A 14352-nucleotide genomic window follows, 5' to 3' on the forward strand; every position below is an offset into this window, starting at 1 on the left:
CGCAGGCAAAAGCATTATTTGCCTATCAGGAGATGATCAATATGGATAAGCAGCATATTATTCATAAGATATATGACTATTTAATGAGCACGCTGGCAGCGGTGGCTTCGGTGCTGATACTTCTTGACACAATACAGTCGCTCAGAAAATGGGAGTGGGTGCTGTTTATAGTTATATATCTTATCTTCACTGCCGACCTTATAACACGCCTTGCCAAGGCAAAGGACAAAAAGCGCTTTTTAAAGCACAACTATATGGACGTGATAGCGCTTATACCGATACACGGGGTATTCCCGCTGCCCTTCGGCGGCAGGGCTGACAGCGTGCTTCGGGTAATAGGACTTTTGAGGATAATCGCTTTTTTGTCAAGACCATTAAGAAAGCTGCGGCGGTTTTACAACACCAACGGCTTCAAATACGTGGTATTTGCAACGGTCATGACGATAATCACAGGCGGCGTGCTCATACACTACGCCGAGGGCATGGCTTACAACGACGGCATATGGTGGGCATTCGTCACCGCCACCACCGTGGGCTACGGCGACATCTCCCCTCACACCGTTTACGGCAGGATCATAGCAATGGTGCTGATGCTGGTAGGTATAGGGCTGATAGGCTCGCTTACCTCGACTTTGACATCGTTCTTCCTTTCAAGGCACAAAAAGAGCAGCGGCTCGGCAGTCATCGCCACGGTAAAGGACGAGCTTGACCGCTTCGACGAGCTGTCAAGCGATGACGTAGAAAAGCTGTGTGAGGTCCTGAGAGCGCTGAAGAAACAGAAATAATGAATAATGCCCGTTGACGATTTGTCAAGGGCGTTTTTTTCGCCCCTGTCATTCGCCAATATTTTAACAATATGTAAAAAATCCGGCAGATTATTGCAATATGGGCGAAAACGGAGTATAATTAATTTAATGGGGCTTTAATACGGCTGCCCCAAATGTTTGATATGGAGGATATGTAATTATGTTAGTTTCAGCTACAGAAATGCTCAAAAAGGCAAGAGAAGGCAAGTATGCAGTAGGTCAGTTCAACATCAACAACCTTGAGTGGACAAAGGCTATACTCCAGACAGCAGAGGAGCTCAAGTCTCCTGTTATCCTCGGTGTTTCTGAGGGCGCAGGCAAGTATATGTGCGGCTTTGAGACAGTTGCAGCTATGGTAGCAGCAATGGACAAGAGCTTAGGCATCACAGTTCCTGTTGCACTTCACCTTGACCACGGCTCTTACGAGGGCTGCTACAAGTGCATCAAGGCAGGCTTTACATCTATAATGTTCGACGGTTCACACTTCCCGATCGACGAGAACGTTGCTAAGACAACAGAGCTCGTAAACGTAGCTCACGGTCTCGGCCTTTCTATCGAGGCTGAGGTAGGCGCTATCGGCGGCGAAGAGGACGGCGTTATCGGCAAGGGCGAGTGCGCTGATCCCGCAGAGTGCAAGATGATCGCTGACTTAGGCGTTGACTTCCTTGCAGCCGGTATCGGCAACATCCACGGCGTATATCCCGACAACTGGGAAGGTCTCAGCTTCGAGACACTTGAAGCTATCAACAAGACAGTAGGCGATATGCCCCTCGTTCTCCACGGCGGCACAGGTATCCCGGACGATATGATCACAAAGGCTATCTCTCTCGGCGTTGCTAAGATCAACGTTAACACAGAGTGCCAGCTCGTATTTGCTGAGGCTACAAGAGGCTACGTTGAGGCAGGCAAGGACAAGCAGGGCAAGGGCTTTGACCCGAGAAAGCTCCTCGCTCCCGGCGCAGAGGCTATCAAGGCTAAGGTAAAGGAAAAGATGGAGCTCTTCGGTTCTGTAGGCAAGGCATAATTACAAGAATACATAAATACACGAGTGTACACCGGAACACCACTCTAAAAAACACCGGCGCAAATGTTTAGAGTCAGGGTGTGTCTGCTAAAGGCACGCCCTGTTTATCTGTCAGCAAAAGAGGTATTTGCAGCATGGAAAATTTCAGCTCCAGAAGAATAACGAGGATAGGGCTTATCGCCGCCATGTATGCTGTCATGACGATAGCCATAGCGCCAATAGCCTACGGCAGCGTACAGTTTCGTGTATCAGAGGCTCTGATGCTCCTGTGCTTTTACAACAGGGATCACATAGCTTCTCTTTCGATAGGCTGTTTTATTGCGAATATGTTCTCAACTATCGGCATAATAGACACGATAGTCGGCACCTCGGCGACTGTCGCAGCAGGGATATGCATATATCTTTTCCGCAAGGAGGGCAGTTCGACAAGGCTGCTTTTATGCTCGCTGTTCCCTGTGATATTCAACGCTTTATTTGTCGGGGCTGAGATAACGATACTGTCCAAAGAGCCTATATCGTTCTTTATGACGGCCGCCAGTATAGCGTTAGGCGAGCTGATATGCGTAACGGTCATCGGCACGACGCTTTTCAAGATACTCGAACGCAACAAGGCGATAATGACTGCGATAACCGAAAAATACTAAAAGTCAAAGGCACTTTTTGTCAATCTTCTGACAGGAGTGCCTTTTTACTGCATATTATCATAGCATGGCCTCGCCTTTCGGAATCGGCTTACCGCAAAGGCGGTCACCGCCTTCGGCGAGTTCCCTGTTTGCCGCCGGGGTCGGGCTTACGCCCGATATGGAGCTCTGCTCCGTTTCAGTCGAGCTTGCGAGAATGAAACAATCCACGCCGGGGCCAGCCCCGGACCCTGCAAACTTTTTTGAGGAAAAAGTTTGACAAAAACCTTTTTGTCTTTTGGGCTTTACTACTGCTTTTTCTTTTACACATCGAGGTCATACGTTTTTATGACCTTCATTGCTATCTCATATCTTGTCATACGCAGATCCATAGCCTGTTTCTCGATATATCTATGCGCCTGTTCCTCCGAGAATTTAAGGTACTGCATAAGCACCATTTTTGCTCTGTTTACGGCCTTTATCTCATCAAGGCGGCGTTTGAGCTTCTGGTGGTCACGTCTGATACCCTCCAGTCGTCTGCGGCAGGCGTCCACAAGTCTCACCGTCCGGCAGAATTTAGTCTTATCGAGCGGCTTATCGAGCAGGAAGACCCCTGCATCTGCGAGCTTATCCGCCACAGCGTCAGACTGTTCAGGGGCGGCTATTATGAGGCAGCCGGAGTTTGTCTTTTCCGTTATCATCACAGCAAGCTCGAGCACCGGCTCGCCCGGCAGAGTGCCGTCAACGATCACGATATCATATTCACCGGAAAGCACGGCGTTTTTAGCATCAGCGCAGCACAACGAAGCACTGACCGCAACGCCCTGCCCGACGCTGCGCAGCAGCAGCTTCATATCAGCTATAAAGCCCTTATCAGGCGAAACGATGTGCGCTGCACGCATAAAAGCCACTCCTTTCCGTGGTATTGACTTAAGGTTCAGAAGCCCTTTTCCTTAAGCTCGCTTACCAGGCCTACGAAGAATTCTCTCACGTCAAAGCCCTTTATGTTCTCACGGTTGAGGTCGATAACGTCGGCGTGGGTTATCCCTCGCCTGCCCTCAGGCTCCAAGAAGATAAACCTCTCGCCCCACTTCATCGAGTCAGCCGACACGAGCCCGTCGTTCGGCCCGTCAAAGTATTTCACGAAATGATATGACAGGTTGAGCGGAAAGCGCCCTCCGAGCGCCGACACCGAGCACGAGCCCACGCTCTGGTAGTAAACGCCCTCAGCGTCCTTGCAGACCTTGTTTCTCTCCTCGCAGGCCGAGGCTGTAAGGTCGGTGACAGCGGCTATAAAGTCCGGCTGCTTATCGCCGAGCTTTCTGAGCGCTGCGTTATACTTGTTTGCGACTGCATTCTTAAAGCCGTCGGGCGCCTTTGAAAGCAGGAAATCCGCAAACTGACAGCCACGATGCGGCGTATTTATAGTAGTAAGGCTTGCGACCCTCTTATCAGCGCCGAGCATGGCCACAGCATAGCGTGAATCAAGGCCGCCCTTTGAATGGGCTATGATATTGACCTTTTCGCAGCCTTCCTTTTCCACTATCTCGTCAATTTTCGCTTTCAGTTCGGCCGCACACCCTGCCACCGAGTCTGCCGACTGCTGCGAGCCGTAGAATATCTTAGCGCCGTTAGCTTCGAGCGCCTTGGGTATCCTGCCCCAGTAGTTTATCAGCTTGGCATCTCTGAAAAACACCCCGTGTACCATTAGCAGGGGGTATTTCGTAGCGCATATCTGCTTGCTATGGCGTGAGCGGTCAAGCGCTGCCTTGCTGCTTTCAAACAGATACTCCTTACGGCAGAGGCTTATTATCTTTGAGAGCATTATAATATTGAGCGGCGGTATATAAGCGCACAGCAGCCCCAGAACACGCCACCTTATGCCGAGCTGAACAGAGCTTGCATACACTCTGACTATCGACACGGTAAATATGAGCGCCACGCACAAAAACCCCGTCACGCTGTTTATAAGCACCGTTTTCCAGCCGCTGCCTGTTGCCCCGAGGTAGATATCCACAGCCCCGGCTGCCGTTACTGCTATTATGAATATACCGAGCCCGTAATAGCCACGCCTGAGCATTCCCAGCCTGCCGCCCTCCTTCGAGCCGCAGGGGCGTATGCACAGCACGAGCACGGCTATCACGCCTGCCAGTATCGCAAGCACGGTGCCTGCGCCCTCTGTGCAGGAAAGTGCCAGTATATACATATCAGCCGCCGCTGCCGCAATGGCTGCCTTTACTATCAGCGATACCGCACTCATAACTTTCTCCCTCCGTCAGAACAGCTTTGCTATATTCGTGTGGTAAAGATAAAGCCACATTATCACCGAACCCGAGCAAGCAAGCGTGAACAGGACGCTCAGCACCATTCTCGGTATGCGCTTTATAACATACATATTCCTGCCGTCTTCCTTTTTGAGCGATGCTGATTCAAAAAAGCACGAGCCCCAGAATATAACTATCGCCGTAGGCACAGCCATCAGAAAGCCCTGCATATAGGGCATTTTCTCCGTCTTGCACATATATACATATACGCCCTCAGCCGTTATGCCGCCAATGCATACAAGCATAAACAGCACCGAAAACGCAAGGCGTGTATAAAAGCTCCTTTTTGACATCCTGTCACTCCTTTATCTCAGCACAGCCGCAGCAATGCCGGGTGTGATACATACCTATTATTAGCTTACCATTTTCCCCCTTTGTTGTCAAGCAGAGAAAGAAATTTTGAGGTTTTTTGTAAATATGTCTAAAATCCTCTTGACATTTTTCCCGAATTATTATACAATAGTATTATGCATTATAATTTTTTTAATGGCGCTTTGTCGCTTTAAATAAAATCAATTTTGCAACTTGTATCTTTACAATTTAATATCGGCGGAAATAAGAGTGTTTGGCGTCATGAACACGCTTATTTACCGTACTTTCTAAGAAGGAGGAAGGCTATACTATGGAAATAGTAACAGCTATCATTCTGTGCGTGCTGACGTTTGCTATCGGTGCAGCGGTGAGCGGTTTTATCTGCTTTAAGCAAGGCATAAATCACAGAATGAAAACGGCAGAAGCAGCGATAGGCTCGGCAGAGCAAGAAGCCGAAAAGATCGTTGACGAAGCTAAGAAAAATGCAGAAAGTCTGAAGAAAGAAGCCCTCGTTGAAGCTAAAGACGAGATCTACAAGGCAAGGCAGGAATCCGAAAAGGAGATCAAGGACAGACGTGCTGAGGTCTCAAGGCAGGAAAGGCGTATCTCCCAGAAAGAGGAGAACGTTGACAAGAAGCTCGACAACTTAGAAAAGAAAGAGGAGACCCTGCAGCAGAAGCTCAAAGCAGCCGACGAAAAGGTCGAGGAAGCTGACAGGATCAAAAAGAGCCAGCTCGATATGTTAGAGAAGATATCCGAGTTCACGGTCGAGCAGGCAAAGGAATACCTTCTTTCAAGCCTGGATACAGAGCTTATCCACGATAAGGCAGTAAAGATCGCAGCTTATGAAGCCCAGATCAAGGAAGAATGCGAAGCAAAGGCAAGACAGTACATTTCACTGGCAATTTCAAGATGCGCCGCAGATCAGGTATCTGAGACGGCAGTATCGGTCGTTGCACTTCCCGGTGATGAGATGAAGGGAAGAATAATCGGCCGAGAGGGACGAAATATCAGAACTATCGAGACCCTTACAGGTGTCGATTTGATAATAGATGACACTCCCGAGGCAATTACACTCTCATGCTATGACCAGGTAAGACGAGAGATAGCAAGAATAGCTCTCGAAAAGCTCATCCAGGATGGCAGGATACATCCCACAAGGATAGAGGAAATGGTCGATAAGGCAAGACGAGAGGTTGAGTATAAGATCAAGCAGGAAGGCGAAAGGGCAGTCCTTGAAACTAACGTTCACGGGCTTAACCACGAGCTTGTCAAGCTGCTTGGCAGACTGAGGTTTAGGACCTCATATAAACAGAATGTATTAGACCACTCGATAGAGGTGGCACACCTTGCAGGTATGATGGCGTCAGAGCTTGGCGTTGATGCAAACCTTGCAAGACGAGCAGGACTTCTGCACGATATAGGAAAGGCTCTCAGCTACGAGATAGAAGGCTCTCACGTTCAGATAGGCGTTGATGTCTGCAAGAAGTATAAGGAAAGCCCTGAGGTGCTCCATGCAATAGAAGCACACCACGGCGACGTTGAGATAAGAACTGTCGTAGCAGCTCTCGTTCAGGCAGCCGATGCTATCTCGGCAGCAAGACCGGGCGCAAGAAGCGAAAATTATGAAAACTACATAAAGAGACTGCAAAAGCTCGAGGAGATCTGCACGTCGTATGACGGCGTTGAGAAATCCTACGCTATTCAGGCAGGCCGTGAGGTAAGAATAATGATCTCACCCGAGAAGATAAACGACGAGAAGATGACCCTTGTTGCAAGGGAGATCGCAAAGCGTATCGAGGAAGAGATGGATTACCCGGGTCAGATAAAGATAAACCTTATCAGAGAAAGCCGAGTAGTAGAATACGCAAAATAAAAACTTGTTCCCCTGTCGGCAACGGCAGGGGAAATGTATAACTCTTAAGGAGAACCAGTATGGAAGCAAAAAAGCATTTGTTCGGTTCGACCGAAAAATCTGATTTTATACTGAATATGACCAAGGAATCTACCCAGAAGATGATGGGTATGTTTAGTATCATATCTATGTGGGTGCTCGCACTGTGCGCCCTTCCCTACTACCTCACCAAGGACACCATACGGGAGACTGAGGAGGTAAACGGGTTCGTTGTTACGCATTATATGACCGAAAATACCGTAATCATAATGTCAACAGTGCTTATAGCCATAGGCTTCCTTTGCGGGCTGATGTTCCTTATCGCAAAGATGAAGGAGGAAGTCACCCTCAAAAACAAGAAGGGTCTTGTGACACTTGTGCTGTTCGTTGCTATGAGCTTTGTGACCCTTATGTCCGCAGTAAGCCTCAGAGCCGGCTTCTTCGGCCACAGCTACAGAAACGACGGCTTCCTGCAATTCTTAGCCTGCTGCGGCTTCGTGCTCATGGGTATGCTCGTGACAGGCGAGACATGGAGAAGACGCTTCTGCGACAACCTCGTAGCTATAGGCGCATCTCAGGCGCTGTTCGGTATACTCCAGGTAGTATTCCCCAAGCTGCCGAATTACTTTAACGAGCTGTTTTTAGGCTTCCCGGCAGGACTTACCAATGAGAATGTAAACGACAGAGGCTATCTTATGGACGCATACCCCTGCGCTACAGGCCTTCTCTGCTCACCGCAGGCGCTCGCAGCGGTGCTCACAGTGATATTCGCCTTCGCAGCCGCAGGCGTTATGTACGCTAAGGGCGGCAAGAGAAAGGTGCTCTACCTCGCAGCGTGCGGCCTTATGGCAGCAGCAAGCATTCTTACGCATATACTGCCCGGCCTTATCGGTATCCCCTGCGTGCTCGGCGTGCTCCTCGTTATCGAGATAATAAGACTTGCACGCAAGAACGTACTCTGGAGCAAAAAGGCTCTTGAAAACTCTATAGTATGGTGCGTTATCGCTATAGCCATATCGGGCGCTGTATTTTTAGGCTTCAAGCTGGGCGGCGGCATCGAGCTGCGTGATGAGGACGTAATATTCACCGAGACATTTACGAGACTCTCGACAAGCTACCACGTCAGGTCGAACACCGATATGAATATCTATGCCGATTACAGAAACGTCGGCTCCGCAGCTGTTACCTACGAGCTCGACCAGAAGAAATACTTCGGCCTCGGCCAGGATAACCTTGACACAATGTACGGCGTTGTAACAGGCTTCAGAAACGACAGGACATATAACGACTACCTCGATATGATACTTCAGAGAGGTGTCATAACATTTGCGACATACTGCCTGTTCCTGCTGTATGCGCTCTATAACGGCGTGAAAGCTACCGTTGCATTCTACAAAAAGCAGCAGCCCTTCTACGGCGCAGCTGCCCTCGCCGGTATGATAGGCTACCTCGTGGTCATGTTCTGGAACACGAGCGGCCCGACGCTGACATATTACCTCTACCTTTGCATAGGCATGGCGGTAATGTACGGCGAGCAGAAAGCCCTCTCCCCCAAGGAGAAAAAGCAGGCCGCAAGACAAAAGGCCGCAAAGAGCAAGTAAATAAACAAACAACGGCTCCCTTATGCGCAGTGGCGGTAAAGAAGTATTTGCATATCAGGCTATATATGCGACACTGCTAAAAGAATAAAGAAGAAAAAATAAATAAGAAATAAAAATAAAGGTATCGCCTTCGGCGATGATATTTTTGATCATCGACCGCTTACTCGATACCTTTATTATTCATTATTCTTTTTTCTCTATTCTTTCTTCTTTTAGCAGGCGCTGAACAAAGCTCTGCCCATTAAACTTCTTTATTGCGCCTGCGATTAATGGGAGCCGTTAATTGTTTCAAAAGTCTGTATTATTGTGATATATACGAAACAGTTTGCCTTAAAGGGAACTCTCTCACCTTGCTGCGCTGCCCGCCCCTTAGGATATGCGTCTAAATCATTTCGGCTTTATCGACTGCCCCAACAGCTCCCTTTATAGGAGCTGTTTTTATGCGTACTTTTCAATGACCTCTCTGACCTCATCAAGTGTCGGAGGGTTTAATGGCAGAGGAAAGCGTGATATAGCCACCGCCGAGCAGGCGCTCGCAAAGCGCACAAGCTCATCATCTGCCATGCCGTGCAGCACGCCGTATACGCACCCTGCCTTGAATGTGTCGCCTGCGCCGAGAGTGCTCTTTACCTCTGCCGGCAAGGCAGCCATGCGGTGTATCTCGCCGCCCCTGCGGCCGTAGAGCATCTCACCGCCGCCCTGGGTGATCACAGTCAGTCCGTCCGACCAGGCCTGCATAAGAGCCATTACCTCCTCGACAGTCTTGCCGGGGTAGCGCATATCTATGCACTCGTGAGAAATCACATCTACCGCCGCATTGCGGTGCAGGTATGAATCATGCACACAGTCGATAGTCACATAAGGTTTCCCGAGCCTTACGCATATCTCGGCCGCCGAGAGCGATTCGTTATAAAAATACGGGTCTATCGCCGCAGCCTTGCAATGAGCTATGTGCTCCTCCTTAGGTATGCCCCACCAGCGCTCCCCTGTTGAGAAAAGCGTCTGAAATCTGCCCATAGGCGAGCGCACAAGCCCTGCTATCACCACCGTGTCGGTCACACCCGGGTCATCTGTGTATGTCAGCAGCGAGAGGTCAACGCTCTTGTCCTTGTAGAAGTCCTTTATCACGGGGGCTACCTCTGTGCCTATATGCGTGCCGTCCATTATCACGCTCACCCCGAGCGAGCTGAGCACCGTTGCCGCAGTACCTGTTTCACCGCCCGGCAGGAAATACTGCTCGCTTATCTCGGAATACTCATCAGGCTTTAAAAACCCGTCACGCAGCAGTATAGAACGTGTAGCAAGTATCTGCCCGAAAAGATACACCTCAGCGCCTTTGTTCATATCATACACCCCTTTATATATTCATCATCAAGGCAAAGCCTATGCCATATGCTCCCATTATATCAGCACTTGCAGCTTTTGTCAACACCATAAAAAAGAAAAGACCTCACGGCCGTGGATCTTCACGTCGTGAGGTCTTTAGTTTCAAGCGTTTATGCCGTTACTTAACAACTACCTTCTTGGAAGCCGAGTAACCGCTGTAGTACTTAGTACCGCTTACTGTCTTGTAAGAGCGTACCTTGACATAATATGTGCCCTTCTTGAGCTTGCTTATTGTCTTGGAAACCTTCTTTGCACCCTTGACATTAACTGTCTTTGTGCTCTTTGTGTACTTGCTGTTTGTAGAGTAGAGTATCTCATAACCAGTTACGCCTGCAACCTTGGTGTATGTTACCTTAAGCTTCTTAGCCTTGAGGCTTGTTGCGCTCTTGAGAGTTGTCTTCTTGGGGTTGATCTTGAATGCCTTGCTGATCGTGCCCGCATAGTTGCCCTTACCGGTTATAGTTACTGTAGCCTTGCCTATAGCCTTGTTATTCTTGTAAGAAAGAACATAATCAGTGCCCTTGACAAGAGTCTTTGTGCCGAGCTTTACTACAGGAGCCTGGCCTATAGCCTTGCCTGTGTAGTACTTGTTGGCAATACCTGTTACTGTTGCCTTGCTTATAGATGCACCCTTGATAGTGAATTTCTTGGTGATCTTGCCGCTGTACTTAGCCTTACCTGTAACTGTTACAGTTGCAGTACCGGCCTTGGTGTTGTTAGTGTAGGAAACAGTATAGTCTGTGTTGTTCTTAAGTGTTGTCGAGCCGTTCTTTACAGTTACTGTAGGTCTGATAGCAGAGCCTGTAAATGTAGCGGTCGAGCTTGAAAGTGTGCAGGTAAACTTGCTGAGATCAGTCTTGGGGAGCTTAGCTACTGTATCAGTCTTGTAGCTTGCGCCGCACTTTGTACACTTGTGGAGTGTGTAGCCCTCTGCATCATATGTAGCTGCTACCTTAGTCTCCTTGTAGTCGTGGCTGAGCTTTGTCTTAGCGTCAACAACTGTGCCGCAGAGCTCGCACTTGCCGTTCTTGATGCCGCTGCACGGATGCTCGCAGTAGATCTCGAAGGTCACGCTTGTGCTGCCTGTGTAGTTGCCCTTACCCTGGATGGCTATGAGAGCTTCCTTTGTGACCTTGTTGTTGTTTGAATATCTGAGAGTGTAATCAGTATCCTTCTTAAGAGTGATACCGTTGAATGTGATCTTGGGCTCGGGATTGATAGCTGCATTCTTAGCCTGCTGACGGGGTATAGCTGCGATCACGATGTCGCTGTCAGCAAGAGACTTGGCAAGAACAGAGAAAGGCTTTACTACTGTGCCTGTGTAATTGCCAAGACCTGTGATAGTCACCTTGGCGCTGCCGATCTTGGTGTTATCAGAATACTCAACTGTGTAATCTTTGCCCTTTACGAGCTTCTTGCCGCCGATAGATACTACCGGTACAGGTGTATATGTCTTGGAAGTAGGAGAATATACACAGTTTTCAACAGTCACCTCAAAGAGAGTAACAGGAGCCTTGACGATCACCTGAGCCTTTGTGCTCTTGTCGCCGCTTGCAGCAGTGATTATAGCCTCGCCGACGTCAACAGCAGTTACGTTGCCCGACTCGTCAACTGTTGCAACCTTCGGGTTGCTCGATGTCCACTTGACCTTGGAGCCTGCGATAGTCACAGCCTTGGGGTTTGCAGGATTGTTTGCACCCATAACTGTAACAGCAAGTCTTGTTGTACCTGTTGTAGTGCCGTCATTATTCTTTCTGAGGGTTATCTCAGCTGTGGGAAGCGACTGGCCGTCTGTGGAAGCCTTTGTGCCGCTGCTGAAGTAGATATCGCTGGGTATGAAGCCTGTGATATTGATCTTCTGTGTTACGCCCGAGAGAGTTGTGCAGGTGATAAGTGCTGTGCCGTAGCCTACGCACTTGACGCTGCCGTTATCGCTTACTGTAGCGACCTTCTCGTTTGAAGATGTCCAGCTCTTTACTCTGTCATCGTGGTTGTAGGGGAAGTCCTTATTGGTAGTTGTAAGGTCAGCCTCGATGCTTGCTGTCTCGCCTATCCTGAGTGAAGAATAGCCCGTGACGTTCTTAAGTGTCACTCTCTCGCAGGCACGGATAACGCTTACTGTGAACTGCTTCTTGATAGAAGGATTAGCTGTAGAAGAAGCTGTAATAGTTGCAGTACCCTCAGAGAGGCTGTTTACTGTAAGAATGTTGTTGCTCTTCTCGCTGTATGTGATGTAGTTGCCGGAGTTGTTGGTAACTGTCCACTTGATCTTGTCATCAGGTGTTGTACCGTCCTTAGCAGTGAGAACAGCCTTGATATCAACAGATCTGTTGTTGAAGAGGTTTACGTTCTCGCCGTTTGAGATAGGATTGTTTGTAGAATCCTTATCAACGCTGTAGAGGTCTATGCTGTCGGAGTTGATCTTGTCGTTTACAGTTACTGTACACTTAGCCTCAACGCCCGAATACTTAGCTCTTGCTGTGATAGTAACAGTACCCTTCTTTGTGCCGCCTGTAACGATAGCCTTCTGAGTAAGGCTGCCGAACTGGCCGGGCTCTGCCTCAACTGTAGCTATCTCAGGATCAGAGGAAGTCCATACTACCTCGTCCTCTGCGTTGTCAGGTGCAAGAGTAGCTGTAAGGGATACCGGTATACCAAGTCTTGTAGATGCCGGTGAAGGGCTGATCTTGATGCCTGTAGCCTTGGAGTATACTCTGATGATAACAGATGTATATACGCTGGGGTTCTCGCCCTGTGCTGTGATAGTAGCTTCGCCCTTGCCTACTGCTGTGATAAGACCCTTTTCATCGACTGTAACTACCTTCTCGTTTGAAGATGTCCACTCAACAACATCTGTAGCGCCGGTGTATTCTGCACCTGTGTAGCTGGGGGTCATTTCAAGGCTGAGCTGTGCTGTCTCGCCGAGCTGCATTCCTGCGGGCGGGTTCTTGAACTTCATGTTCTTAGCAGGGTTTTCCTTGATGATAGTTACCTGAATGAACTTAGGACCCACATGGTTATCAAGACCCTCTTTATTAGGTCCGTCTATGGTAACGCCAACGGGCTTGCCTGTTTTCTTATCTAATGCCTTGAAACTGAATTTAGTCTTAGGAACATCGATCGAAGTTCTCTTGAACCTCTCTGTATAAGAGTTGTTGTTGTAGGTCTTGCTTGCGATACCCTCTTCTGTATCAGTTTCCTTGCACTGATAAGGAAGTGTAGGCATTGCATCTACCATAATGGTGACTGTGCCGTTCTTCTTAGGTGTGAAAAGGCCGTCACTGTTTATCTCTGCAAGAGTTGTCTCCTTGCCGGAGTTCTCAATGCCGGGGTAATATGCGCCGTCAAATACCTTCCACTGCGGCTTGTCAGTTCCGCCAATGGTAGCAGTGAACTGCTGCTTGTGATTAGCTATAGTAGAGATATAGGACACATAGTCAGACGGAGCGTACTTAGTTGCATAGTAGTTCTCAGCATATTTTCTCTTGAGCATTTCTACAGCAGATATCGTCTTTCCATCTGCGTCCTTTGTTTCCTCATATGGTGTGCCTGGGCCTATCTCTATAAGCTGATTTCCCTCATCAAGAGCAGGAACATACTTTTTAAATGTCAGATCAGCCTTGCTCTTTCCGTATGCCATGCTGACACCGAAATCACCTGACGGCTGGTATACAACTATGAAGACCTTTCTGTATACAGTACCGCTCTTTGTCGAGAACGAAAGAGTAGTAGTGCCGGCTGCACACGACTTACCGTCCGGCATGGCATCGATAGTTACCTTCTTCTCGTTCAACTTATTGCCGACAGAGCTTATTGTGACCTTAGGCTTATTCTTATTGCCGATGTCCTCACTGCAGAAGAGCTCATCATCTGCGCTGTCAGACTTGACTGTGATAAATGTCGATGTCGCACCGCCAGCCAGCGTACTGTTATCAAGGTAGATATAAGCATCCTTGCCGTTCGATATGTCTTTGCCGAGCTCATCATATACGTTGATAGCCTTAGCATCAGCATATACCGACTGTGCAGCGCCCGAGCTTATCACTTCGTTCTGCTCGAAAGCAAGTGCTGAATCAGCGAGCATTGCAGAACACATCGTTACAGCTGCAAGCAATGCAACAAAACGTTTTGCGTTATAACGCATTTTCCTTCCTCCTTTAAAATTTCTAAGGCAATACCACACGAAGATTGTGCGCAGATTGCGCAGTCAGATTTTTCGTCAGATCACCTTAATTCGCCGCAGGAATACTACCGTATTTCAAGGCGAATTGGGGTGATATGGCGGAAAATCTGCAAGCAAGATGTGTACAAAGCCGACAGGCGGTCTTTGTGCGGAATTGTCGTGAATTGGTTGAAAAATATAGCAACCGTTATCGTACTATACT

11 protein-coding genes are annotated in these 14352 nt (G+C 48.6%); 5 read left to right on the top strand and 6 right to left on the bottom strand.

Going from position 1 to position 14352, the window contains the following annotated elements:
• Nucleotides 1-41 precede the first annotated feature (41 nt).
• The 3 genes from CD05_RS0112970 (at nucleotide 42) to CD05_RS0112980 (ending at nucleotide 2474) form a co-directional block, all read left to right on the top strand.
• Nucleotides 42-785, top strand: coding sequence for a potassium channel family protein (locus CD05_RS0112970; protein ID WP_028510848.1), 744 nt, complete (start codon nucleotides 42-44; stop codon nucleotides 783-785).
• A gap of 181 nt (nucleotides 786-966) precedes the next feature.
• A complete protein-coding gene (gene fba, locus CD05_RS0112975) occupies nucleotides 967-1830 on the top strand; it encodes a class II fructose-1,6-bisphosphate aldolase (protein ID WP_028510849.1) in 864 nt (287 codons plus the stop codon).
• Between the two features lie 134 nt (nucleotides 1831-1964).
• The gene (locus CD05_RS0112980; RefSeq protein WP_028510850.1) at nucleotides 1965-2474 is read left to right on the top strand and encodes a QueT transporter family protein; all 510 of its coding nucleotides are present in this window, start codon (nucleotides 1965-1967) and stop codon (nucleotides 2472-2474) included.
• A 57-nt stretch (nucleotides 2475-2531) separates the two neighbouring features.
• Here the strand turns inward: CD05_RS0112980 and CD05_RS20700 are convergent, their stop codons facing one another.
• The 4 genes from CD05_RS20700 to CD05_RS0113000 form a co-directional block, all read right to left on the bottom strand.
• Entirely contained in the window at nucleotides 2532-2681 is a 150-nt protein-coding gene (locus CD05_RS20700; RefSeq protein WP_156947483.1) for a hypothetical protein, read from the bottom strand.
• Nucleotides 2682-2773: 92 nt separating this feature from the next.
• Nucleotides 2774-3352: an ANTAR domain-containing protein gene (locus CD05_RS0112990; protein ID WP_051589012.1), complete on the bottom strand. Its 579-nt coding sequence runs from the start codon at nucleotides 3350-3352 to the stop codon at nucleotides 2774-2776.
• 35 nt (nucleotides 3353-3387) lie between these two features.
• A complete protein-coding gene (locus tag CD05_RS0112995) occupies nucleotides 3388-4710 on the bottom strand; it encodes a hypothetical protein (protein WP_028510853.1) in 1323 nt (440 codons plus the stop codon).
• 15 nt (nucleotides 4711-4725) lie between these two features.
• The gene (locus CD05_RS0113000) at nucleotides 4726-5067 is read right to left on the bottom strand and encodes a hypothetical protein (protein ID WP_028510854.1); all 342 of its coding nucleotides are present in this window, start codon (nucleotides 5065-5067) and stop codon (nucleotides 4726-4728) included.
• A 329-nt stretch (nucleotides 5068-5396) separates the two neighbouring features.
• Here CD05_RS0113000 and rny point away from each other — a divergent pair, with 329 nt between their 5' ends.
• A complete protein-coding gene (gene rny, locus CD05_RS0113005; protein WP_028510855.1) occupies nucleotides 5397-6962 on the top strand; it encodes a ribonuclease Y in 1566 nt (521 codons plus the stop codon).
• Between the two features lie 59 nt (nucleotides 6963-7021).
• Nucleotides 7022-8581 carry a hypothetical protein gene (locus tag CD05_RS0113010; protein WP_028510856.1) on the top strand — a complete coding sequence of 520 codons (1560 nt, stop codon included), beginning with the start codon at nucleotides 7022-7024 and terminating at the stop codon, nucleotides 8579-8581.
• A gap of 438 nt (nucleotides 8582-9019) precedes the next feature.
• Here the strand turns inward: CD05_RS0113010 and CD05_RS0113015 are convergent, their stop codons facing one another.
• The gene (locus CD05_RS0113015; protein WP_028510857.1) at nucleotides 9020-9925 is read right to left on the bottom strand and encodes a carbohydrate kinase family protein; all 906 of its coding nucleotides are present in this window, start codon (nucleotides 9923-9925) and stop codon (nucleotides 9020-9022) included.
• A gap of 160 nt (nucleotides 9926-10085) precedes the next feature.
• Entirely contained in the window at nucleotides 10086-14111 is a 4026-nt protein-coding gene (locus tag CD05_RS19985; RefSeq protein WP_051589013.1) for an Ig-like domain-containing protein, read from the bottom strand.
• Nucleotides 14112-14352 lie beyond the last annotated feature (241 nt).

Origin of the sequence: Ruminococcus sp. NK3A76 (assembly GCF_000686125.1) — a bacterium.
In the GTDB taxonomy this organism is placed as follows: domain Bacteria; phylum Bacillota; class Clostridia; order Oscillospirales; family Ruminococcaceae; genus NK3A76.